A 20,206-nucleotide genomic window follows, 5' to 3' on the forward strand; every position below is an offset into this window, starting at 1 on the left:
AGGAGACAACGACCACCGAGACGAACTGTTCTGCCCGACCCAGGTGCCGGCGATGAGGTGCTGCCCGTCGTCGAGGATCCGCGCCATGCCGCATGTTCGGGCAGGCGCCGTTCGTACGCGCCGCCCCGCAGGTGGCACACTCGACCCGGCGAAACGGCGGCGGGAGGCAAGACATGTTCGATCACTTCATGTGGTCGGTGGTCGTGGCTCCTGCCCTGGTCAGTGTCGCTGTCCGGCTGATCGCCGAGCGGCTCGCTCCCGGCCGTGCCGCGCGGGCCGTCGCATGGTCGGCCGCCGCGACCGCGGCCGCGGGCATGGCCAACCTGTTCGTGTTCACGCTCAAAGCCGTCGCGCAGCTGCCGGCAGTCGGCACGGTGTTCGGGTGGTCGGCCCACACCGTCTATCAGGACACCGCGCACGTGCCGTGGGTGCCGCTGCTCAGCGTCGTGCTGCTGGCCGCCTCGGTGGCCGCGGTCACCGTCACGTCGCTGCGGCACCGGCGGGTCCTCGCGCAGGCGCGGCACCTGACCGACGGCTCGGCGACGGTTCTCGTGCTGCCCGACGACCGCCCGGAGGCGTTCGCCGTGCCGGGGCGGCCCGGCCGCGTCGTGGTGACCACCGGTATGCGTGCGCATCTCAGCGCCACCCAGCTGGACGCGGTGATCGCCCACGAGCGGGCACACCTCGACGCCGGACACCATCGGCTCGTCGCGGTCGCCGAGATGGCCGCGGTGGCCCACCCGGCCCTGTGGTGGGTCGCCCGGCACGTCGGTTACCTCGTCGAACGGGCCGCCGACGAACAGGCCGCCCACGACGTGGGCAGCCGCCGCACCGTCGCGCACGCCATCGGACGCGCCTGCCTGGCCACCGGCCCCGAGGTCGGGCTCGGCCTGAACGCCGCGGGCCGTGGCGGCGCCGTCCCACGCCGGGTGGCGAGCCTGCTCGATCCGCCGCGACGGGGAGCGTCGGGCTGGCAGCTCATCCCGGTGCTGCTGGCCGCGTCGACGCTCGTATGGACGGTCGAGGCGGTCTGGGACCTGATCGAGCTGCTGCTCAACGCGGGTCTCGCGAGCTGATCAGGCGACAGCCCGGATCAGTTGCCCGCGGCGCTGGGCGCCGCCAGGCCCATCCCGTCCAGGATCCGGGTAACCGATTGATCCTGTTTACGCAGGAACGCGGCGAACTCGGGGCCATCGAGGTACGCATCCGTCCAGCGGTGCCCGGCCAGGGCCTCCTGCCAGGCCCGCGACGCCCGAAGCTGGACCACCATGTCCGACAGCACGGCCGTCTTCTGCGCCGACAGGCCCGGCGGCGCGACCAGTCCACGCCAGTTGTCGAACACCACGTCCAGGCCGGCCTCCACCAGGGTCGGCGCGTCGACGCCGACCGCACGACTGCGGCTGGTCACCGCGAGCACCCGCAGCTGTCCGGCGTCGATCTGCTCGGCGTACTCCCCGAGGCTGGACACCGCGAACGCCACCCGCTTGCCCAGGATCGCGGCGAGCAGCGCGCCACCCCCGTCGAACTGCCGGTAGCCGACCGTGGGCGGGGCGATCCCGGCCGCGGCGGCCATCAGCATCGCCGCGAGATGGTCCGGGCCGCCACGCGACGAACCGCCGCCCACCGTCAACGCCGCAGGATCGGCACGCCACGCCTCGACGAGCCCGGCCAGCGAGGTCAGCGGCGAGTCGCGGGTGACCACGACGATCTCCGGTTCCTGGATGAGCCTGGCCAACGCGGTCACGTCGGCCAGCCGGGCCGGGACCGGCAGGGTGTGCTGGGCGCCGACCAGCCCCAGGCCCATCAGCATCATCAGGCCGCTGTTGCCGCGCTCGTAGACGAGCCGCTGCAGGCCGACCATGCCACCGGCGCCGGGCAGGTTGAACACCTCGATGCTGCGATGCACGTCCGCGGCGTGCAGGGCCGTGGCGACCGTGCGGGCGGTGATGTCGTATCCGCTGCCCGGGGCGTTGGGCACCATCAGCCGCAGATCCGGCTCCCGGTCCAGCCCGCATCCGCTCGCCGCCAGCATTGCCAGCAGCGGAGCAGCGAGTACGGTACGACGAAGCATCCGACCACCCTAGCGGTGCCCGAGCTCTGGAGGGACCATGCGCAGGCAGTTCTCCCTGGCCAGGCAGCTGCTGCTGTTCCAGCTCGGGATCGTGCTGCTGGCCGTCGGCGCGGTCGCCGCGGTGTCGATGGCCGAGGCCCAGGCCGCGTTCTACAACGACGAAGGCGGCAAACTGCGCTCCATCGCCGAGAGCCTGGCCTGGAACGACACCATCCGCCAGGGTATGGGACCCGATGTCTGGTACGACTCGCTGGCTGCCGCGGCGGAGACCGCCCGTGGCGCCAACGGCGTCTCGTTCGTGGTGCTGACCGACGCCGAGGGGCGCCTGCTGACGGGCCCGGACGCGGGCCGCCCGGCCGACCTCGGTGACAGCGACGGCCTGGCCGGCAAGGGCTGGCACGGTGAAGTCCTCACCCCGGCTCGGGTGCTCGAGGCCCACGCACCGGTCATCGATCCCGGCGACGGCAAGGTCCTCGGGCTGGTCGTCGCCGGCCAGACCTACCCGTCATGGCCGCAACTGCTCGCCGAGGCGACCCCTGACCTGCTCACCTACCTGCTGCTGGGGTCCGCACTGGGGATCGGCGGCTCCATGCTGCTGGTCAGGCGGGTCAAGCGGCAGACCCTGGGACTGGAGCCGCGCGAGATCGCCGGGCTGGTCGAGCATCGGGAGGCGATGCTGCACGGCCTCAAGGAGGGCCTGCTCGCCCTCGACACCTCCGGCCGGATCACCCTCGCCAACGACGAAGCCGTACGCCTGCTGGACCTGCCCGGCGACGCCACCGGCAAACCCCTGCCCGGGCTCGGCGTCCCCGACGACCTGGTGCAGCTGCTGACCAGCGGCGGCGGCGAGCCCGACCACGTCGTGCTGTTCCAGTCCCGGGTCCTGGTCCTCAACCGGATGCCGGTCCTGGTCCACGGCCGCACCGTCGGCTCGGTCACCACGCTGCGCGACCGCACGGAACTGACCTCGCTCGAACGCGAGCTGGGCCTGAGCCGCCACGCCACCGACACCCTGCGCGCCCAGGCGCACGAGTTCACCAACCGCCTGCACACCATCTCGGGGCTGATCCAGCTCGGCCAGTACGACGACGCGGTCAACTTCATCATCCGCGCCGGTCAGGCCCAGGAGGACCTCAGCCATCGCGTGCAGTCACGCATCGCCGACCCGGCGCTCGCGGCGCTGCTCATCGCCAAGGCCAGCGCCGCCGCCGAGCAGCGGGTCGAGCTGTCCGTGGACGACGCTTCGCAGCTGTCCCCCCAGCCGGACGGACAGCTCGTCGCCGATCTGGTGACCGTCGTCGGCAACCTGGTCGACAACGGCATCGACGCCGCGCCCGCGGGCGGCTGGGTGCGGGTCCTGATCCGTCAGGACCCCGCCGAGGTCGAGGTGCGCGTCGACGACTCCGGCCCCGGGGTCGCCAACGAGCTGGCGCAGACGGTGTTCACCCGCGGCTACAGCACCAAGGACAGCGACCGCCGCGGGCTGGGCCTGGCATTGATCAGCCAGATCTGCACCGCCCGCGGCGGCTCGGTCAGCGTCGAGGGCGCGGCGTTCACCGCCCGGCTGCCGCGGCAGCGGGAGCGGTCATGACGCGGGTGCTCGTCGTCGACGACGACTTCATGGTGGCCCGTATCCACACCGGGTTCGTGCAACGCGCCGAAGGCTTCACCGTGGTCGGCGTGGCCCACACCGGGACCGAGGCGCTGGCCGCGGTGGAGCAGCTGCGCCCGGAGTTGGTGCTGCTGGACATCTACCTGCCCGACATCTCCGGTCTGGAGGTGCTGCGCCGCCTGCGCGAAAGGGAGCACCCGGTCGACGTTCTGGCGATCACGGCGGCCAGCGACGTCGAGACGATCCGCGCGGCGCTGCACGGCGGCGTCGTGCACTACATCATCAAACCGTTCTCCGCCGAGACCCTGCGCGAACAGCTCGAACGGTACGCGGCACGGATGCGGCGGCTCGCCGAGCTCCCGACGGTCGCCCAGGCCGACGTCGACCGGCTGTTCGGCATGACCGGACCCGCGGCGGCGTCGCTGCCCAAGGGCCTGTCGACGACGACCGCGGACCTGGTGGCAGGGGTGCTGCGGGAGAGCCGGCGCGACCTGTCCGCCGTCGAGTGCGCCGAACTGGCGGGCCTGTCGCGGGTCAGCACCCGCCGCTACCTCGAGCACCTGGTGCAGACCGGCCGCGCCGAGGTCCGCATGCGCTACGGCGGCACCGGTCGGCCGGAGCACCGCTACACCTGGCGTGGTTGAGCACCGACTTCGCTCGTCGCCTGCTTGGCCGGGTGGGCCGTGCCGAGGCGTCGGCACGGCCCACCCGGGTCAGTCGTCTTCGGCGAACGACAGCCGCTGGGCGCTGCCGCCGCGCAGCCGGGCCCACACCTTCGGCAGGTGCGGCAGCGCGAGCGCGACGACCGCGAGGCCGAGCAGCGTCACCGTCAGCGGGCGGGTGACGAACACCGACATGTCGCCGTCGGACAGCAGCAGCGCCCGCCGGAACTGGGTCTCCATCATCGGGCCGAGGATCAGGCCGAGGATGACCGGTGCGATCGGGAAGTCGAAGCGGCGCATGAACATCGCCAGCACGCCGATGGCGTAGGCGATCAGGACGTCGACGACGCTGCCGGACACGGCGTAGACGCCGAGGGTGGCGAAGACCAGGATGCCGGTGTACAGCAGCGGCCGCGGGATCTGCAGGACCTTGACCCAGACGCGGATCAGCGGCAGGTTCAGTGCCAGCAGCATGACGTTGCCGACGAACAGCGATGCGATCAGTGCCCAGACCAGGTCCGGTGACTTCTCGAACAGCTGCGGGCCGGGTGAGATGTTGAAGTAGCTGAATGCGGCGAGCATGACCGCGGCGGTGGCCGAGGTCGGGATGCCCAGCGTCAGCAGCGGCACGAGCACCCCGGAGAACGAGGCGTTGTTGGCGGCCTCCGGACCGGCGACACCTTCGATCGCGCCCTTGCCCCACTCGTCCTGGTGCTTGGAGCGCCGCTTCTCGACGGTGTACGACAGGAACGTCGGGATCTCGGCGCCGCCGGAGGGCAGCGCGCCGAACGGGAACCCGAACAGCGTGCCGCGCAGCCACGCCGGCCACGACCGGGCCCAGTCCTGGCGGGTCAGCCAGGCGAAGCCGCCCTTGGCCGGCTCCAGCGGGGCGACGTTCGCGGGCAGGTCCTTGAGCCGGGACGCGATGTAGAGGGTCTCGCCGATGGCGAACAGGCCCACGATGACGGTGACGACGTCGACGCCGTCGAGCAGTTCGGGCACGCCGAACGTGAATCGGGCCTGCCCGGTCAGCGAGTCGATGCCGACCAGGCCGAGGAACAGCCCGAAGGTCAGTGACATCAGGCCGCGGGCCAGTGACGCGCCGACCATCGCGGTGACGGTGACCATCGCCAGCACGGCCAGGGCGAAGTAGTCCGAGGCCCGGAACGTGACGGCGAGTGTGGCGATCGGCTCGGCGACGAAGGCCAGCAGCACGGTCGAGATCGTGGCCGCGACGAACGACCCGATCGCGGCCGTGGCCAGCGCGGCTCGTGCCCGGCCGTGCCGGGCCATCTGGTATCCCTCGATCGAGGTGGCCACCGACGCGGACTCGCCCGGGGTGTTGAGCAGGATCGAGGTCGTCGACCCGCCGTACATGGCGCCGTAGTAGATGCCCGCGAACATGATCAGGGTGCCGGTCGGGTCGTCGAGCTGCAGCGACACGGGCAGCAGCAGGGCGATGGTCAGCGCGGGTCCGATGCCCGGCAGGACACCGACCAGGGTGCCGATGGTGACGCCGATCGCGGCGTAGAGCAGGTTCTGCACGCTCAGCACGGACACGAAGCCGTCGAGCAGGTTGGACAGGGAATTCATAGGGGCAGCACTCCGGCGGGCAGGACGATGCCGAGCAGGCGGGTGAACACGAGGTAGATGCCCACGGACAGGCCCGCGGCGACGAGCAGGTCCCGGAAGACCACCTCACGGACCGGGCGGGTGCTCAGCAGCCGCGCGGTGGCCAGCACGAACGCGGCGGTGGCCAGGACGTAGCCGGTGACGGTGTACTTGAGCACCAGCGCGTAGACGATCAGCGCCGCCAGCAGCAGCAGCGGCGTGCGCCAGCTGCCGCCGCCCTCGGCGGGTACGGCGCGGGATTTGATCGATTCGGCCAGGTAGCCCAGGGAGACCAGCACCCACAGGCCGGTAACGATGACCGGCGCGAGCGCGGGCCCGGACGGGGCGTACCCGCGCTCGGCCGCCAGTGCGAGCGCCTGGGCGAACAGCAGCGCTCCGACGGCGAACAGCAGGCCGCCGGCGACGATGGGGCCGGGGGCGGCCTTGGCCGCCCCCGGGTTGTGCGTGGTGTCGGACACTAGCCCAGGCCGATCTCGGTGAGCACGGCCTTGATCCGGGTGTTCTCGCCGGCGAAGTACGAGGTCGCCTGGTCGCCGGTGCGGTAGAAGTCGGTCCATTTCTTGTCGGTCAGCGCCTGCTTCCACTGCGCCGAGGAGTGCAGCTTGTCGACCATCGCGATGACGGCCGTCTTCTCGGCGTCGCTGATGCCGGGCGGGGCGACCAGCCCGCGCCAGTTCATCAGCTCCAGGTCGTAGCCGGACTCCTTGATGCTCGGCGTCGGCGTGCCCAGGCCCGCGTCGCCGGGGGCGGCGCTGGACACGGCCAGCGCCCGGACGGTGCCGGCCTTGACCAGGTCGGCGAACTCGCTGGTGCCGGAGACGGCGACGCTGATGTCGCCCGAGAGCAGACCGGCCTTGGTCTCGCCGCCGCCGGAGTAGGCGATGTACTGCTTGGCGACCGTCTTCGCGTCGGCGCCGGCCGCCTTGGCCAGCAGGCCGACCAGGATCTGGTCGGTGCCGCCGGCGGAGCCGCCGCCCCACTTCACCGACGTCGGGTTGGCCTTGACGTCGTCGACGAGCTGCTTGAGGGTCTGGTACTTGGAGTCGGACTTGACGACGATGACCTCCGACTCGGCGGTCAGGGTCGCGATCGGGGTGGTCTGCGACAGGTCGACCGGCGACTTGTTGGTCACCACGCCGCCGACCATCACCAGTCCGGTCACCATCAGCTGGTGGGCGTCGCCCTTGTGGCTGGTGACGAGCTCGGCCAGGCCGATCGTGCCGGCCGCGCCGGTGACGTTGCGGACCTCCGCGGACTGGCCGTTGAGCAGCCCGGCGCCCTGCAGCGCCTGCTGCATCGTGCGGGCGGTGGTGTCCCAGCCGCCGCCCGCGCCCGCCGGGGCCATGATCTGCAGTGTCTTGCTGGGGTACGCGACCGCCGAACCTGCCGGGGCGTTCGGGTCGCCGACCGACTGCTCGGCACACGCGGTCGTGGCCAGCAGCAGCGCCGGGAGGGCGACCACGAGAGTACGTCTGAGCATGAGGGTTATGGCTCCTGTCACATCGGTGTGGCAAACGTGTTACGCACCATGCCGGAGCCCGTGACCGTGGTCACGCTTGTGGAGACTGAGAGCGTATTGGTCTTTGTGGTCGCAGTTGAGGGTCGCCGTCACGCAACGGCGGGCCGGTTGATGACGCCGCGAGCGATCAGCTCCAGCACCACCACGATCGCGATCGTCTCGGCGGCCAGCAGCCCGATCAGGACCAGCAGCTGCGCGGCGCCCGCCTGCACGGGGCTGCCGCCGCCGAGCAGCACGCCGACGAACGCGCCCGGCAGCGTCACCAGACCGACGGTGCGGGTCTGATCCAGGGCCGGGTGCAGCGCCTGGCCCGCGTACGGGCGGCACAACTCCCGCACCGCGTCGGGGTCGGGGAACCCCAGCGCCAGCAGCGCCTCGAACTCGCCGCGGCGCACCCGCAGGTCCTCCATCGCCCGCCGACCGGCGAGCGAGGTCGCGGTCAACTGCACGATCGCTCGCACCGACGCCGTGACCACGCCCCGGGACATCCGCAGTCCCGACAGGGCAGCCAGCGCTGCCGCGGCCGCGCACAGCAGCGCCAACACCACCCAGAACGCGGGACCGATGGTCACCGCCGCGCCGCTGTTCACGCTGCCTCCGGTGCGCGCTCGTGCCCCGCCGACACCAGCACCGCGGGTGGCGGCCACCACGCGCGTCAGCGATAGAGTCGGCACTGATGAGCCCTACCCAACCAGATGCCGGCCCGGAGCACGCCGACCCCGGCCGACGCCGGTCCGGTCAGCTGGAGTCCCAGATCGTCACCGTGCTCACCGAAGCCGGCGTGGCGCTGACTCCCGGCCAGGTCCGCGACCGCCTCGCCGCGCAGGCGGACCTTTCCTACAGCACCGTCGTCACGATCCTCACGCGCCTGCACGCCAAGGGCGCGGTCATCCGTGAGCGCCGCGGACGCGCCTACCACTACGCCGCGGTACGTGACGCTGCCGGCCTGGTCGCCGACCGCATGACGCGGCTGCTGGCCGCCGAGTCCGACCGCGGGTCGGTGCTGCGGCGGTTCGTCGGCGGTCTGGACGCCGATGACGAGCAGATTCTGCGCGCGCTACTGCGCGACGAGACCGAGTAGGCCTCAGCAGCGCGGTCGGCCCGCACGGCTGTGCGGTGAGGAAAGCCTCTGTTAACTTCTACAGTCCGTAGAAGTTGCAGGGGAGGTCGGCATGACGTTCACGCTCGAGGACATCGTGCTGGTCCTGCTCCACCAGCAGCCCTCCACAGCCTTCGACCTGCAGGCCCGCCATCAGCGCATCGTCGGCAACCGCGGCGCGGTGGGCCTGCCCCGCGTCCTCGCCGCGGTGAACCGGCTGCGCCGCACCGGAGACCTCGTCGAGGACCGCTCCCCGCCCGTATCGGCACGGCTGGCCAACCGCACCATGCTCTCGGTCACCGAGGCCGGGCGCGCCCGGCAGAAGGCCCGGCTCACCGCGGTCGACGCCAACTCCACCGCCGAGGACCTGGTCCTGCAGGGCCTGCTCGCCCTCGACGCCGACCGGGCCGACTTCGACGAGTACGTCTTCCGAGCGCAGGCGCTGCTGCGGCTGCGGCAGGCTCAGCTCGAGGCACGCCCGGCGCCTGCGGTCGAGGCGGCCCGGGTGGCATTCGAACGGGAGATCCTGCGCGCGGTGGTGGTGTGGCTGCACCAGTTGCCAGCTCAGCGCATGGAGGTGCCCTAGACGTCCAGCTTGACTTCTACAGTGTGTAAGGGACCCTGCTGGTGTTCACGTGCTGTCGAGGCGGCAACGTGAGCGGCCGAGGCCGGGCCGACCGCATCGACCCGGCCATGGCGTTGCCGCAGGTGCTTTTACCGGTCAGGACGTCGCAGACGGCACCGGCGCCGGAGGCTTCTGCTCGGGTGCCGGGACCGCGGGCAGGCCCGGCTTGCCGTCAGGCAGCGGCCAGACACCCTTGTCCGGAAGCCCCGGCCAATCCGACTTGTCCCGGGTCCTTTCGTCACCGGGCCAGCCCTCACCGCCCTTCCACGGACCGCGGTCCGGGAACATCCGCTCGATCTTCGGATGATCACCCTCGAACCCGCGGTGGTCGTGACCGTGGCCCACCACGAACGCTGCCGCGACACCCACGCATCCGGTGCAGACCGCACCGGCCAGAAACGCCCCGGTCAACGCCAGGACGAACTTGCCGGACGGCCGCCGCCGAGCGGGGGCGGCCGGGGCCGCGGCAGCAGGTGCGGCCGCAGGTGCCGAAGGTTCGGCCGACGGCTCGGCAGCAGGCTCCGCGGCCGGTGCCTCATCAGGCTCAGTTGTCATGCAGCACACGATGGCGCAGGCACTTAAGCGGGGCCGTTCAGTTGCTTAAGAACTTCCTATGAATGCGACGGAAGCAGCACGCGCAACAGCGCACCGCCCGCCGGCGCCCGCTCGGCCGTCACCGCGCCACCGTGCTGCGCCACCGTCTGCGCGACGATGGCCAGACCCAGCCCGGAGCCGGGCATCGCCCTGGCCGCGGCCGACCGGTAGAACCGCTCGAACACCCGCAACCGATCCGCGTCGTCGATGCCCGGTCCCTCGTCCACCACGGTCAGTTCGATCTGCTCACCACCGTCACGCAGGCGTACCACCACCCGGCCTCCGGCCGGGCTCCACTTCGCAGCGTTGTCGAGCAGGTTCAAGACCAAGCGCTCCAACGCGCCCGGGCGACCGGTCAGCTCAGCCGTCACCAGATCGGCTTCGATCGGGACCGCGGTACGGCTACGTGCCCTGTCGATCGCGGCGGCGACCACGTCCGCCAGGTCGACCAGCTCGGCTTCCTCCGGGCTCGTCTCCTCCCGCGCCAGATCCACCAGTTCATTGGTGAGCTGCGTCAGCTCGACCACCTGCGTCTCCAGGTCCTGCATCAGCCGGACCCGGTCCTGCGCCGGCAACACCCGGTCGGGGTCCGCCTCGGCCCGTACCAGCAGCTCGATGTTGGTACGCAGGCTCGTCAGCGGGGTCCGCAGCTCGTGCCCGGCATCCTCGACCAGTGCCCGCTGCGCGGCGCGGGAAGCCGTGAGCGCGGCGAGCATGCCGTTGAACGCGCCGGCCAGGCGGGCCACTTCGTCCTTGCCGTGCACCGGGATCGCGGTCTGCAGGTCGCGGGTCGCGGCCACCTTCTCCACCGCCCCGGTCAGCTGGTGGATGGGCGCCAGGCCCGCGCGGGCGACGCTGCGCCCGAGCAGCGCCGCCAGCGCGGCGCCGCCGAGGCAGCCCAACGCCAGCAGCAGCGCCAGTCTGCGCAGCGTGTTGTTGAGCGGGTCGAGTGGCTGGGCCACCTGGATCGTGCCGCGGTCGTCCAGGCGCAGGGTCACCATCCGCAGCTGCTCGCCGTCGACGGGGACCGTCTCCCGGCTGCGTACCGCCCGTCCCTCGAGCACGGCGAGGGTGGCCTCGGTGATCGGCAGGGCGGAGGTGTTGACGACGCCCTTGATCGAGATGATCTGCCACTGCGGCCCGATGTCGCCCTTGTCGAAGCGGTGCCACTCGCCCGGGACCTCGTCGGGGAACGCCGGTTTCACGGGCGCCCTCGCCATCCACTGTTCCGGCTGCGTGGCGATGGTGCGGGCGTCGGCGTCGAGCTGGGCGTCCAGCTGCCGGTACAGCTCTTCGCGCACGAGCAGGAACGCGAGCGCGCTGACCGCCACGACCGCCACCGCGACCGCCAGGGCGGCGATGACGCTGAGCCGGTTGGTGAGGCTCACAGCGGTGTCTCACGCAGCACGTAGCCGACGCCGCGCACCGTGTGCAGCAGCCGGTTCTGGCCCGCGGCTTCGAGTTTGCGGCGCAGGTAGCCGACATACACGTGCAGGCTGTTGGAGTTCTCGCCGAGATCGCATCCCCACACGTGCTCGAACAGCGTCGACCTGCTCAGCACCTGGCGTGGGTGGCGCAGGAACACCTCCAGGATGCTGAACTCCGTGCGGGTCAGCCGGACGGCCCGGCCGTCGGCGGTGACCTCGCGGGTGACGGGGTCGAGGATGATCCCGGCGAAGCGCAGCGGGCCGTCGTTCCCGGGCACGCCGGTGAGCACCGCGCGGCGCAGCAGTGCCCGCAGCCGGGCGAGCAGTTCCTGCAGCGCGAACGGTTTCACCAGGTAGTCGTCGGCTCCGGCGTCGAGGCCGGCGACCCGGTCACCGACGCTGTCGCGGGCGGTCAGCATCAGCACGGGGACGACGATGCCCTGCTGGCGCAGTGTCCGGCAGACGTCGAGTCCGTCGACCTCGGGCATCATCACGTCGAGCACGAGCGCGTCAGGTTCGGCGGCGAGCACGCAAGCCAGTGCCTGTGCGCCGTCCTGGGCGACGTCGACGGCATAGCACTCGAATCGGAGACTGCGCGCGAGAGAGTCACGGACTGCCGTGTCGTCTTCGGCGACCAGGATCCGCATACGGTTCCCCCCACCTCAGCGTGTCCTCGCGGTCGCGGGCACGCCCGGAAAGTGCGGCGCCATGGTACGCGTCAGAACTGTGCGCTGTCGTGACGGCGGCCGGTCGCCGACTCACCGGCATCGTGGGCGGATGCGGCACTCTGCTCGGACAGCCGCTCGGACAGGAACGCCCGCTCGGCCTCGTTCGCGGTGAGGGCCAAGGCCCGGGCGTATGCCTCGCGGGCCTGCGCGAGCTGCCCGGACCGCCGCAGCAGGTCCGCTTTGACGGCATGCAGGTACTGGTACCCGGCCAGGCTCCCCTGCTGCTCCAGCCTGTCGACCTCCGCGAGCGCGGCACGTGGTCCCGCGACCATCGCCAGGGGCACCGTCCGGTTCAGTGCCACCACGGGCGAGGGCCACACCTCCAGCAGCCTGTCGTACAGCGCCACGAGCTGCGCCCAGTCGGTCGCGTCGTACGAGGGCGCCTCGGCGTACAGCGACGCGATCGCAGCCTGCAGCACATACCGCCCGGCCCGTCCGCCGCGCAGCCCGGCCACGATCAGGTCGTGTGCCTCGGCCATGGCCCGACGGTCCCAGCGGGTGCGGTCCTGCTCCTGCAGGCGCAGCAGGCGGCCCGCGGAGTCCACCCGGGTGGCCCGTCGTGCGTCGGTGACCAGCAGCAGGGCGAGCAGTCCGCGCACCTCGGGCTCGTCGGGCATCAGCTCGCGCAGCATCCGGGCCAGGTGCAGGGCGCGTTCCATCAAGTCGGCGCGGATCAGGTCCGTGCCCGAGGGCGCGGTGTGTCCGGTGGTGAACAGCAGATGGATCACGCCGAGGACCGGCCGCAGGCGGTCGGGCAGTTCGGCCGGCCGCGGCACCCGGTAGGGGATGCGGGCACCGGAGATCTTCTTCTTCGCCCTGGTGAGGCGTGCTGCCATGGTCGGCTCCGAGACCAGGAACGCCCTGGCGACGTCGGCGGTGGCCACACCGCACACGAGCCGGAGGGTCAGCGCGACCTGGGCTTCCTGCGCCAGTGCCGGGTGGCAGCAGGTGAAGATCAGGCGCAGCCGCTCGTCGGGCACGCTGTCGTATGCGTCGAGGTCTTCGTCGAGCGGCCGGTCCACGGCGGTGTCCTTGTCGGCCTCCTCGGGTTCCAGCAGCAGCGGGAGTTTCGACCGCAGCGTCTGCTCTCGGCGGATGGCGTCGACCGCGCGCCGCCGGGCCGCGGTGGTCAGCCACGCCGCCGGGCTGGCCGGCACGCCGTCGCGGGTCCAGCTCTGCAGCGCCGCGGCATACGCCTCCTGGACGCACTCCTCGGCCAGGTCCAGGTCACCGGCCACGCGCACCGTCGCGGCGAGCACCAGGGCCCACTCGCGACGGTGCGCGTCGACGATCGCCGCCTCGACGGCCGCCGGCTCGCTCATCCGGCGTGGTGCTGCACGAAGCCGCCGCCGGCGACCGGCCGGACCTCGACTCCCCCGCCGGCCTGGCAGGCAGGGTTGAGCCGGGCGATCGCGAGCGCGGCGTCGAGGTCGGGCGCCTCCAGGATGTAGAAACCGGCCACGATCTCCTTGGCCTCGACGAACGGGCCATCGGTGATGACGTCGCCACGGACCGAGGTCGCCAGGTCTCTGGGTGTCAGGGCGTACGCGGCCACCAGGGCGCCGGAACGCTCCAGTTCCTCGGCGTGCCGGTCGTGCGGTGCGGTGTCGGCGGCGGTGGCGTCGGGGTGGTGCGCGGAGTCGCCGGCGTAGATCAGAACTGCGTACTGGGCCATGGTGAGCTGCCTTCCTGCTTCTGCGTTCCTGGTCGGTACGCCTATACGTCGAACGCGCCGCGCAGATTCGACAGTATGCGCGGCAGGATTTTGAGAACTTGCCGCACCTCGGCCGGTCACCGCCCCGAGACGCCCTCTGAAAGTTCCGGTACTTTCGGCCGCACCTCATGCCATCTGCCCGACAGGCAGCCGAAACGATCTGCCTGACATGGTCAGGATCAGCGCTTTAACGGTTAAGCAGCTTCCGAAACTTCCCGGAAGTTGTTGACTTCGCCATCACCGCTGCCCACGATTCGTCTATCGATGACCGTGAGCGCCATCGGCCCGGACCGCCCGCCCGGGGAGCCGGCATTCCGATCACCGACCCGCAACGAACCGCCCCGTCCCACACCCGGTCCGCGGCCAGATCGCGACGGCCGCCCGGCCGTCCAGCGGCAGCGTCCCGCACCCGCCCCTGGCACGCCAGGCTTCACGAGTAGGTGGATCAACATGCCCGACATCCCCGCCCGCCTGAACAGCCGCAGACGCGGCCGGATCAGGCTGCTGCTCGGCGCCGCGTGCGCCGCGGCACTCGCCGTCACCGCGATGGTGCCGATGGGCAGCGCGTACGCCGACACGACCGTCACCACGAACCAGACCGGCACCGACAACGGCTTCTTCTACTCCTTCTGGAAGGACAGCGGCAACGTCTCCATGACCATGGGTGCCGGCGGGCAGTACAGCACCCAGTGGAGCGGCATCAACAACTTCGTCGCCGGCAAGGGCTGGAAGCCCGGCACCCGCCGGACCGTGACCTACTCCGGCAGCTTCAACCCGTCCGGCAACGCCTACCTGACGCTCTACGGGTGGACCCGCAACCCGCTGATCGAGTACTACATCGTGGACAACTGGGGCACCTACCGGCCCACGGGCACGCTGATGGGCACCGTCACCAGCGACGGCGGCACCTACGACATCTACCGCACGCAGCGCGTCAACCAGCCCTCCATCGACGGCACCGCGACGTTCTACCAGTACTGGAGCGTCCGGCAGGCCAAGCGGACCGGCGGCACCATCACCGCCGCCAACCACTTCGACGCGTGGGCGAGCAGGGGCATGAACCTCGGCACGCACGACTACCAGATCATGGCGACCGAGGGCTATCAGAGCAGCGGCAACTCGAACATCACCGTCAGCGAGGGCACCGGCGGCGGAGGCGGCGGCGGTGGCGGCAGCAGCAGCTGCACCGTGACCACCACGCGCGCTGACGAGTGGTCGGACCGCTTCAACGTGACCTACGCGGTCAGCGGCAGCAGCGACTGGACCGTCAGCATCAACCTCAACAGCGGGCAGAGCCTGCAGAGCAGCTGGAACGCGACCGTCACGGGCAGCTCCGGCACGCTGACCGCCCGGCCGAACGGTTCGGGCAACAACTTCGGCACCACCATCTACAAGAACGGCAACAGCACCACCCCGACCGCGAGCTGCTCGGCCTCGGGAGGCGGCGGCGGAAACCCCACGCCCACACCCACTCCGACGGGCGGCGGCACGAACAGCTGCTCGGCCGGGTACGTCGGGCTGACGTTCGACGACGGGCCGAACACCGGCACGACCAACCAGCTGGTCAACACGCTGCGGCAGTACAACGCGACCGCGACGGTGTTCCCGACCGGCGCGAACGCGCAGTCGAACGGCTCGCTCATGCAGGCCTACCGCAACGCCGGGCTGCAGATCGGCAACCACAGCTGGGACCACCCGCACCTGGTCAACATGAGCTCCGCCGACATCCAGTCCCAGCTCACCCGGACCCAGCAGGCGATCCAGCAGACGGCCGGGGTGACCCCGAACCTGTTCCGCCCGCCCTACGGCGAGACGAACTCCACCCTCAAGCAGATCGAGGCCTCACTCGGCCTGCGTGAGATCATCTGGGACGTCGACTCGCAGGACTGGAACAACGCCAGCGCGAGCGCCATCCGGCAGGCCGCCGCGCGCCTGACCAACGGGCAGATCATCCTCATGCACGACTGGCCGCAGAACACCATCTCGGCGCTGCCCGGCATCCTGCAGGACCTGCAGGCCCGCAACCTCTGCCCCGGCCACATCTCGGCCAGCACCGGCCGTGCCGTCGCCCCGTCCGGCGGTGGCGGCGGAGGTGGTGGCGGCGGCGGTGGCAGCTGCACCGTCAGCGTCTCGCGCGCCGACGAGTGGAGCGACCGGTTCAACGTGACCTTCGCGGTCAGCGGCAGCAGCAACTGGACCGTCAGCATCACCCTCAACGGCAGCCAGAGCCTGCAGAGCAGCTGGAACGCGACCGTCACCGGCAGCACCGGCACCCTGACCGCCCGCCCCAGCGGCGCCGGCAACAACTTCGGCGTCACCCTCTACAAGAACGGCAACAGCACCACCCCGACCGCGAGCTGCGCGGCGGCCTGATCGGACCGGGCGGGGATGCCGGCCACGGCGGTATCCCCGCCACCGTCGACGCGGTCGTTCAGGCGGGCCGAGCGCATAGCGGCACCGGCGCACGTGAACCCGTATTACCATAAGGCAGTCAAGCGGGAATAGCGCCTGAATCGGTTTAATTCGGGCACAGAACATCATTCCCGCTGCCCGAGCGAGACGACGGCCGGGCAAGCCGCTCGTCGCACCCAGGGCGCAAAGACCCTGCGGTCTCACCGGAACCTGCCATCGGTAAGGGGACACCATGCCCGCCAAGAGCAAGAAATCAGCGATCCGGCCGTTCACGGTCGAGATACCGCAATCCCAGCTGGACGACCTGCGCTCGCGCATCGAGCACATGCGCTGGCCCGAGAAGGAGACCGTCGACGACCTGACCCAGGGAGTGCAGCTCGCGACGATGCAGTCGCTCGCGAGCTACTGGGCCAAGGAGTACGACTGGCGCAAGTGCGAGGCGCGACTGAACTCGTACCCGAACTTCATCACCGAGATCGACGGGCTGGACATCCACTTCATCCACGTCCGCTCCCAGCACGAGAACGCCCTGCCGCTCATCATCACGCACGGCTGGCCGGGATCGATCGTCGAGCAGCTGAAGATCATCGAACCGCTGACCGATCCGACCAAACACGGTGGCAAGGCCGAGGACGCGTTCCACCTGGTGATCCCCTCGATGCCCGGCTACGGCTTCTCGGGCGCCCCGAAGACCACCGGCTGGGATCCCGACCACATCGGACGCGCCTGGGTGGAGCTGATGAAACGGCTCGGCTACACCGAGTTCGTGGCGCAGGGCGGTGACTGGGGCGCCCTCATCGTCGACATGATGGGCGTGCAGGCGGCGCCGGAGCTGCTGGGCATCCACACCAACATGGCCGGCGCGGTGCCACCCGAGATCGACAAAGCGGCGCTGGCCGGGTCGAAAGCGCCGGCCGGCCTGTCCGAGGAGGAGCGCCACGCCTTCGACCAGCTCACCTTCTTCTACGCCAAGGGCCTGGCCTACGCGCAGGAGATGGGCAACCGCCCGCAGACGCTGTACGGCATCGCGGACTCTCCTGTCGGCCTTGCCGCGTGGATCCTCGACCACGACGCCCGCAGCACCGAGCTGATCGCGCGCGTCTTCCAGGGCAAGAAGGAGGGCCTGACCCGCGACGACGTCCTGGACAACATCACGCTCTACTGGCTGACCAACACGGCGATCTCCGCCTCCCGCCTGTACTGGGAGAACAAGTTCGCCTTCTTCGCGCCCAAGGGCGTCAACGTGCCCGTGGCCGTGAGCGCCTACCCGGACGAGATCTACTCGGCGCCGCGCAGCTGGGTCGAGCGGGCATACCCCAATCTCGTCCACTACAACAAGCTCGACAAGGGCGGGCACTTCGCGGCCTGGGAGCAGCCGAAGTCGTTCACCGAGGAACTGCGCGTGGGCCTGCGCCCGCTGCGTCACTGAGGACCGCACGCAGACCGCGTTCAAGCGTCGTCCCGGCGGGCAGGCCCGCCGGGACGACGCCGTCTGATGCGACAACTCCCCGTCCCGCCCACAGTGCGAGCGGGTCACCAGGCGGTCGAGCCACCGTCGACCGGATAGTTGGCGCCGGTGATGAACGCCGCCCGGTCGGACGCGAGGAACGCTGCCAGTTCGACTATCTCCTCGGGCTGAGCGAATCGCTTGAGCAGCGTCTTGCCGGTGATCGCGGCCCGGGCGGCATGATCGTCGCCGAGGTCGCGGTCGCTGAGCGGCGTCAGCGTGGGACCAGGGCTGATCGCCACCACCCGGATCCCGTGGCGGGCGCCTTCGAGCGCCAGTTGCCGCGTCATGCTGATGACGCCCGCGTTGGCCGCGCTGTGGGCGACCATCGGCGGGACCTCGCCGCCGATCATGCCCGCGATGGACGCGACGTTGATGATGACGCCGCCGCCTCGCCGGACCAGGTGCGGCCAAGCGAACTTCGACACGAAGAAGGGGATGTCGAGTTCGCCGGTGATCGTCGTCCGCCAGTCCTCGATCGAGAGGTCGGGCATCGGCCCGAAACGGACCACCGCGGCGTTGTTGTGCACGACGTCGAGTCCGCCGTAGGCGGCCGCGGCGTCGTCCACCGCGCGCCGCACCTGCTCAGGGTCGGTGAGATCGACCGGCGCGAGGCCGGTCATCTCACCACCGGCGCGGCGCACGAGGTCGACCGTCTCTTCGTTGGCCTCGGTCATGATGTCGAGCCCGACGATCCTAGCGCCTTCGCGCGCGAAGACCAGCGCCGCGGCGCGGCCCAGACCCCGGCCGCTGCCGGTGATCAGCACGACCTTGTCGTCGATGATTCCCATGGGGCTTGTCCCTTCCGCCGCCCGGTCAGCTGGTCCGCAGCGGCGCGAGGGCCCTGCTCCAGGCCACCACCTGGTCGAGCGTCGTATCGAGCGCGTCCCGCTGGAACTGGCCCGGCTTGAACACGCTGAAGTTCTCGAAGTCGGTGAACAGCGACAGCGCCACCTGCGAGCGCACGTCGGCCAGTTGCAACTCGCCGGCGATGAGCCGCAGGTGCTCGACCGCGCGGGCGCCGCCGAGCGAGCCGTAGCTGACGAAGCCGACGGCCTTGTTGTTCCACTCGGCGTACAGGAAGTCGATCGCGTTCTTCAGCGCGCCGGACGTCGAGTGGTTGTACTCCGGCGTCACCATGACGAACCCGTCGAACGACGCGATCCGGCTCGCCCACGCCAGCGTGTGCGGCTGGGTGTACTGCCCCATCGCCGGCGGGTACGCCTCGTCCAGGTGCGGCAGCCGGTAGTCGACGAGGTCGACGAGCTCGAACTCGGCGTCGCTGCGCTGCTGCGCGACGTCGTACACCCACTGCCCCACGGCGGCCCCGTTACGCCCCGGCCGGGTGCTGCCGATGATGATCCCGATTCTGGTCATCTGCTGTTCCTCCGTAGCTGGTACGACACCCGAACGGATGTCCTTGCTTCGTCAAGCAAATATAGGCGCGATATTTCCTTCGTCAAGCAAGTAAGCTGGGGATATGTCTGTCGTCACAGCGCGCTCGACACCGGCCACGGGCGGGTCGCAGCCCCTCACCCCGGACGAGGACGACCTCGTCCGGTCCCTCAGCCGCCTGATCTACGCCCTGCCCCGCGCCATCGACGCCGACATGGTCCGCGAGCAGCGACTGCCCTTCATCGAGTTCCTGGTCATGAAGCACCTGTCCGAAGCGCCCGACCGGCGGCTACGGATGAGCGAGCTGGCTTCCGCGAGCGAGCTGTCCATCAGCGGCATGAGCCGCATCGTGGGCCGGCTGGAAAGCGAAGGGCTGGTCCAACGGGTCAGGAGCGAGCACGACGCCCGCGGCTGGAACGCCGTTCTCACCGACGCCGGCCAGGCCCGCCTGGCCGAGGCCTGGCCCACCAACCTCGCCTCGGTGCGCCGCCACTTCCTCGACCACCTGACCGGGCTCGACCTCAAGGCCCTGGCCGCGGCACTACAGGACGTCGCCACCTGAGCAGCGCGCGCCGCGGCCGCGACGGGTCGGTCAGACCAGGTTGACCATCTTGTAGCCGGCGTCGCGGCACCGGCGGATGAGGACCAGCTCACCGGACACGGTCAGCTGCTGCATCGAGCCGAACTCGCTGAACTTCGTGAACGTCGACCCCGCCACGGCCGCATCGGAGAGGTCGCGCAGGGCCACCTTCACCTCGGCGTCGGCGACCCGGTCGGAGGCCTCGGCGAACTTCGCCGCCACGGCCAGGAACGTCGGCTCCAGCGCCGCCAGCTCCTTGGCCACCGTCGCCTTGTCCCCGCGCTTCTCCGCCGCGAAGCCGCGCTGAATGTGCTCCTGCGTCTGCTGGTTCAGCGTGGCGTACAGGCCGTCGGCGGCCTCGCAGGCGAACGGGATGCTCGCGACCGGATCGGCCGCCGCGCTGCTCGCCGGTGCGGCGGCGGAGGGCGCGGTCTGCGGCTGGACCTCGTCACCGCAGGCGGCGACTCCGGCCACGACGACGGCCAGCAGCACGGAGACGGCGGTACGGCGCATGCGGAAAGCTCCTGACGGGTCACGTGTGCGGCACTGTCCGCACAATGTGGATGGCGCCCGCAGCACCCTATTTGATCGAGGGATCGGCGGCAACTGCATCGTCAGAGGCGGCGGAG

General features: G+C 70.8%; 20 protein-coding genes and 2 pseudogenes. 9 read left to right on the forward strand and 13 right to left on the reverse strand.

Going from position 1 to position 20,206, the window contains the following annotated elements:
• The first annotated feature begins 173 nt into the window (after window positions 1-173).
• A complete protein-coding gene (locus tag HAV39_RS02365) occupies window positions 174-1,076 on the forward strand; it encodes a M56 family metallopeptidase (protein ID WP_191837461.1) in 903 nt (300 codons plus the stop codon).
• A gap of 17 nt (window positions 1,077-1,093) precedes the next feature.
• Here HAV39_RS02365 and HAV39_RS02370 read toward each other — a convergent pair whose 3' ends face one another.
• The gene (locus HAV39_RS02370; protein ID WP_191837462.1) at window positions 1,094-2,071 is read right to left on the reverse strand and encodes a tripartite tricarboxylate transporter substrate binding protein; all 978 of its coding nucleotides are present in this window, start codon (window positions 2,069-2,071) and stop codon (window positions 1,094-1,096) included.
• Between the two features lie 37 nt (window positions 2,072-2,108).
• Between HAV39_RS02370 and HAV39_RS02375 the strand changes: the two genes are divergently transcribed.
• Both HAV39_RS02375 and HAV39_RS02380 read left to right on the forward strand, forming a co-directional pair.
• A complete protein-coding gene (locus tag HAV39_RS02375; protein WP_191837463.1) occupies window positions 2,109-3,662 on the forward strand; it encodes a sensor histidine kinase in 1,554 nt (517 codons plus the stop codon).
• The gene (locus HAV39_RS02380; protein WP_191837464.1) at window positions 3,659-4,327 is read left to right on the forward strand and encodes a response regulator; all 669 of its coding nucleotides are present in this window, start codon (window positions 3,659-3,661) and stop codon (window positions 4,325-4,327) included. Before HAV39_RS02375 ends, HAV39_RS02380 begins: the two co-directional genes overlap by 4 nt.
• 69 nt (window positions 4,328-4,396) lie before the next feature.
• On the opposite strand, the gene HAV39_RS02385 is transcribed toward HAV39_RS02380, so the two are convergent.
• From HAV39_RS02385 to HAV39_RS02400, 4 genes are all read right to left on the reverse strand, one after another.
• On the reverse strand, window positions 4,397-5,938 hold the full coding sequence (locus HAV39_RS02385; protein ID WP_191837465.1) for a tripartite tricarboxylate transporter permease: 1,542 nt from the start codon (window positions 5,936-5,938) through the stop codon (window positions 4,397-4,399).
• The gene (locus HAV39_RS02390; RefSeq protein ID WP_191837466.1) at window positions 5,935-6,435 is read right to left on the reverse strand and encodes a tripartite tricarboxylate transporter TctB family protein; all 501 of its coding nucleotides are present in this window, start codon (window positions 6,433-6,435) and stop codon (window positions 5,935-5,937) included. Before HAV39_RS02390 ends, HAV39_RS02385 begins: the two co-directional genes overlap by 4 nt.
• The gene (locus HAV39_RS02395; protein WP_191837467.1) at window positions 6,435-7,457 is read right to left on the reverse strand and encodes a Bug family tripartite tricarboxylate transporter substrate binding protein; all 1,023 of its coding nucleotides are present in this window, start codon (window positions 7,455-7,457) and stop codon (window positions 6,435-6,437) included. Before HAV39_RS02395 ends, HAV39_RS02390 begins: the two co-directional genes overlap by 1 nt.
• Before the next feature lie 128 nt (window positions 7,458-7,585).
• Window positions 7,586-8,086, reverse strand: coding sequence for an ABC transporter permease (locus HAV39_RS02400; protein WP_239120882.1), 501 nt, complete (start codon window positions 8,084-8,086; stop codon window positions 7,586-7,588).
• A gap of 86 nt (window positions 8,087-8,172) precedes the next feature.
• Between HAV39_RS02400 and HAV39_RS02405 the strand changes: the two genes are divergently transcribed.
• Both HAV39_RS02405 and HAV39_RS02410 read left to right on the forward strand, forming a co-directional pair.
• Entirely contained in the window at window positions 8,173-8,577 is a 405-nt protein-coding gene (locus HAV39_RS02405) for a BlaI/MecI/CopY family transcriptional regulator (RefSeq protein ID WP_191837468.1), read from the forward strand.
• 91 nt (window positions 8,578-8,668) lie between these two features.
• Window positions 8,669-9,181 (forward strand): hypothetical protein, encoded by a 513-nt coding sequence (locus HAV39_RS02410; protein WP_191837469.1) that lies wholly within the window; start codon window positions 8,669-8,671, stop codon window positions 9,179-9,181.
• A 135-nt stretch (window positions 9,182-9,316) separates the two neighbouring features.
• On the opposite strand, the gene HAV39_RS02415 is transcribed toward HAV39_RS02410, so the two are convergent.
• From HAV39_RS02415 to HAV39_RS02435, 5 genes are all read right to left on the reverse strand, one after another.
• A complete protein-coding gene (locus HAV39_RS02415; RefSeq protein WP_191837470.1) occupies window positions 9,317-9,775 on the reverse strand; it encodes a hypothetical protein in 459 nt (152 codons plus the stop codon).
• A 56-nt stretch (window positions 9,776-9,831) separates the two neighbouring features.
• Entirely contained in the window at window positions 9,832-11,202 is a 1,371-nt protein-coding gene (locus HAV39_RS02420; RefSeq protein WP_191837471.1) for a HAMP domain-containing sensor histidine kinase, read from the reverse strand.
• Window positions 11,199-11,888: a response regulator transcription factor gene (locus HAV39_RS02425; RefSeq protein WP_191837472.1), complete on the reverse strand. Its 690-nt coding sequence runs from the start codon at window positions 11,886-11,888 to the stop codon at window positions 11,199-11,201. Before HAV39_RS02425 ends, HAV39_RS02420 begins: the two co-directional genes overlap by 4 nt.
• A gap of 71 nt (window positions 11,889-11,959) precedes the next feature.
• Complete coding sequence (locus HAV39_RS02430) at window positions 11,960-13,228, reverse strand: RNA polymerase sigma factor (RefSeq protein WP_239120887.1); 1,269 nt, start codon at window positions 13,226-13,228, stop codon at window positions 11,960-11,962.
• Between the two features lie 59 nt (window positions 13,229-13,287).
• On the reverse strand, window positions 13,288-13,644 hold the full coding sequence (locus HAV39_RS02435) for a YciI family protein (RefSeq protein WP_191837474.1): 357 nt from the start codon (window positions 13,642-13,644) through the stop codon (window positions 13,288-13,290).
• Between the two features lie 489 nt (window positions 13,645-14,133).
• Here HAV39_RS02435 and HAV39_RS43755 point away from each other — a divergent pair.
• From HAV39_RS43755 to HAV39_RS02445, 3 genes and pseudogenes are all read left to right on the forward strand, one after another.
• Window positions 14,134-15,120: pseudogene (locus tag HAV39_RS43755) on the forward strand (glycoside hydrolase family 11 protein); the annotation flags it as partial.
• A gap of 78 nt (window positions 15,121-15,198) precedes the next feature.
• Window positions 15,199-16,056, forward strand: a pseudogene (locus tag HAV39_RS43760) (polysaccharide deacetylase family protein); the annotation flags it as partial.
• 271 nt (window positions 16,057-16,327) lie between these two features.
• Window positions 16,328-17,524 (forward strand): epoxide hydrolase family protein, encoded by a 1,197-nt coding sequence (locus HAV39_RS02445; RefSeq protein WP_191837476.1) that lies wholly within the window; start codon window positions 16,328-16,330, stop codon window positions 17,522-17,524.
• 104 nt (window positions 17,525-17,628) lie between these two features.
• Here HAV39_RS02445 and HAV39_RS02450 read toward each other — a convergent pair whose 3' ends face one another.
• Window positions 17,629-18,369: an SDR family NAD(P)-dependent oxidoreductase gene (locus HAV39_RS02450; protein WP_239121026.1), complete on the reverse strand. Its 741-nt coding sequence runs from the start codon at window positions 18,367-18,369 to the stop codon at window positions 17,629-17,631.
• A gap of 49 nt (window positions 18,370-18,418) precedes the next feature.
• Entirely contained in the window at window positions 18,419-18,979 is a 561-nt protein-coding gene (locus HAV39_RS02455) for an NADPH-dependent FMN reductase (protein ID WP_191837478.1), read from the reverse strand.
• 103 nt (window positions 18,980-19,082) lie between these two features.
• Here HAV39_RS02455 and HAV39_RS02460 point away from each other — a divergent pair, with 103 nt between their 5' ends.
• The gene (locus HAV39_RS02460; protein ID WP_191837479.1) at window positions 19,083-19,559 is read left to right on the forward strand and encodes a MarR family winged helix-turn-helix transcriptional regulator; all 477 of its coding nucleotides are present in this window, start codon (window positions 19,083-19,085) and stop codon (window positions 19,557-19,559) included.
• Window positions 19,560-19,589: 30 nt separating this feature from the next.
• Here HAV39_RS02460 and HAV39_RS02465 read toward each other — a convergent pair whose 3' ends face one another.
• A complete protein-coding gene (locus tag HAV39_RS02465; protein ID WP_191837480.1) occupies window positions 19,590-20,090 on the reverse strand; it encodes a hypothetical protein in 501 nt (166 codons plus the stop codon).
• Window positions 20,091-20,206: the final 116 nt, after the last annotated feature.

This window comes from Catellatospora chokoriensis (assembly GCF_011297315.1).
Classification (GTDB): domain Bacteria; phylum Actinomycetota; class Actinomycetes; order Mycobacteriales; family Micromonosporaceae; genus Catellatospora; species Catellatospora citrea.

What these genes read in the sequence shown, in the direction of transcription:
- HAV39_RS02365 (WP_191837461.1), top strand. Translation starts at nt 174, where the DNA reads ATGTTCGATCACTTCATGTGGTCGGTGGTCGTGGCTCCTGCCCTGGTC.
- HAV39_RS02370 (WP_191837462.1), bottom strand. Translation starts at nt 2,071, where the DNA reads ATGCTTCGTCGTACCGTACTCGCTGCTCCGCTGCTGGCAATGCTGGCG.
- HAV39_RS02375 (WP_191837463.1), top strand. Translation starts at nt 2,109, where the DNA reads ATGCGCAGGCAGTTCTCCCTGGCCAGGCAGCTGCTGCTGTTCCAGCTC.
- HAV39_RS02380 (WP_191837464.1), top strand. Translation starts at nt 3,659, where the DNA reads ATGACGCGGGTGCTCGTCGTCGACGACGACTTCATGGTGGCCCGTATC.
- HAV39_RS02385 (WP_191837465.1), bottom strand. Translation starts at nt 5,938, where the DNA reads ATGAATTCCCTGTCCAACCTGCTCGACGGCTTCGTGTCCGTGCTGAGC.
- HAV39_RS02395 (WP_191837467.1), bottom strand. Translation starts at nt 7,457, where the DNA reads ATGCTCAGACGTACTCTCGTGGTCGCCCTCCCGGCGCTGCTGCTGGCC.
- HAV39_RS02405 (WP_191837468.1), top strand. Translation starts at nt 8,173, where the DNA reads ATGAGCCCTACCCAACCAGATGCCGGCCCGGAGCACGCCGACCCCGGC.
- HAV39_RS02410 (WP_191837469.1), top strand. Translation starts at nt 8,669, where the DNA reads ATGACGTTCACGCTCGAGGACATCGTGCTGGTCCTGCTCCACCAGCAG.
- HAV39_RS02415 (WP_191837470.1), bottom strand. Translation starts at nt 9,775, where the DNA reads ATGACAACTGAGCCTGATGAGGCACCGGCCGCGGAGCCTGCTGCCGAG.
- HAV39_RS02425 (WP_191837472.1), bottom strand. Translation starts at nt 11,888, where the DNA reads ATGCGGATCCTGGTCGCCGAAGACGACACGGCAGTCCGTGACTCTCTC.
- HAV39_RS02435 (WP_191837474.1), bottom strand. Translation starts at nt 13,644, where the DNA reads ATGGCCCAGTACGCAGTTCTGATCTACGCCGGCGACTCCGCGCACCAC.
- HAV39_RS02445 (WP_191837476.1), top strand. Translation starts at nt 16,328, where the DNA reads ATGCCCGCCAAGAGCAAGAAATCAGCGATCCGGCCGTTCACGGTCGAG.
- HAV39_RS02455 (WP_191837478.1), bottom strand. Translation starts at nt 18,979, where the DNA reads ATGACCAGAATCGGGATCATCATCGGCAGCACCCGGCCGGGGCGTAAC.
- HAV39_RS02460 (WP_191837479.1), top strand. Translation starts at nt 19,083, where the DNA reads ATGTCTGTCGTCACAGCGCGCTCGACACCGGCCACGGGCGGGTCGCAG.
- HAV39_RS02465 (WP_191837480.1), bottom strand. Translation starts at nt 20,090, where the DNA reads ATGCGCCGTACCGCCGTCTCCGTGCTGCTGGCCGTCGTCGTGGCCGGA.